The organism is Wolbachia endosymbiont of Pentalonia nigronervosa (genome assembly GCF_014534705.1).
In the GTDB taxonomy this organism is placed as follows: Bacteria; Pseudomonadota; Alphaproteobacteria; order Rickettsiales; family Anaplasmataceae; genus Wolbachia.
In genome coordinates, this window is the sequence record NZ_JACVWV010000167.1 from 1 (window position 1) to 1,205 (window position 1,205).

Here is a 1,205-nt window from a genome sequence, read left to right on the forward strand (position 1 = left end):
GCAATTTTTTAACAGAAGAACTTGAAGTAGATGTAGAAAGAACACTCAAAGCTTGGCAGTGTCCAGGATTAGAGGCTACTTCCAAAATTTGGAATTAAAAAAGTGGAGGAACAATGTCTACTTATATACGTTTTAAAAACAAAAAACAAATCGAAACAACGACACTAGAAAACAAGCCGGAAGGAGAAGGATGGTATGAAGCACCAGAAAACTTCAATTGGCAAAAAAGATATTGTTTAGCAGAAGGGGGAAATATTGTTGAAAGGAGTAATGAAGATATTGAGCTGGAACTACTGCAAAATGCGAAATTTTCTGCATTGTCTGATCTTCGTATTCATTATGATAGGTGTACTCACCAATACGCAGGCTATTCTCACCAGAAAGCTAAGTCGTATGAAATTCAGGAAAAAGCTGCGGAGAATATTTTAGTTTCAGAACCAAATAAGTTAAACGAAAAAGATACTCAAATTATTGAACCCCTGGCAAAAGTTCGAGACATAACAATAATTGAAATGGCAAAACTCATCCAAAATAAAGCGCAAAAAGCAGTAAAAGCAATAATAAAATGTGAGGAACTTGAAGATCTGGCCGAGAGGAAATTTGAAGCAGCCAAAAATGAGGGAGAGCTAAAGGCTTTACTCAATGATTTTAAACAAAGAATACAAGAAATAGGCAGAGGATGACAGAACAATTTTTACATGGTGTGAATGTTATTGAAGTAACTTCAGGCCCAAAAACAATTAGAACCAGTAAATCATCAGTGATAGGTGTAATTGGCACAGCACCAGATGCAGATGAGCAAAAGTTTCCACTGAATAAACCAATATTAATAGCAGGAAGCTTGAAAGAAGCAGCAAAACTTGGAAAAAAGGGACTCTTCCTTCTGCAGTAAATGAGATTTTCTCCCAAGTTGGTGCAACAGTAGTAGTTATTCGTGTCGAAGAGAGCAAAAATACTGACTTGAAGTTAAAGGAAGAAGAAACGCTGAAGAATGTAATTGGAGGAGTTGACGAAAAAACTGGGGAGTATCAAGGCATACAGGCGTTTTTAAGCAGTGAAAGCATAGTCCATGTTGCTCCAAGAATACTAATTGCCCCTTATTTTACTCATCAATTATCTGAGTCTAAAAATCCGGTAGTAGCAGTTTTGATAGGGGTGGCAGAAAAGTTGAGAGCAATAATAGTAGCAGATGGGCCAAATACTAA

The 1,205-nt window shown here is 36.7% G+C and carries 1 protein-coding gene and 1 pseudogene; both read left to right on the forward strand.

Annotated elements, in window-relative coordinates:
- Positions 1-113 precede the first annotated feature (113 nt).
- Positions 114-683, forward strand: a complete 570-nt coding sequence (locus tag IC220_RS07685; RefSeq protein ID WP_188153808.1) for a hypothetical protein — start codon at positions 114-116, stop codon at positions 681-683.
- Positions 680-1,205 (forward strand): annotated as a pseudogene (locus IC220_RS07690) (phage tail sheath protein); the annotation flags it as partial. The gene IC220_RS07685 and the pseudogene IC220_RS07690, both read left to right, overlap by 4 nt.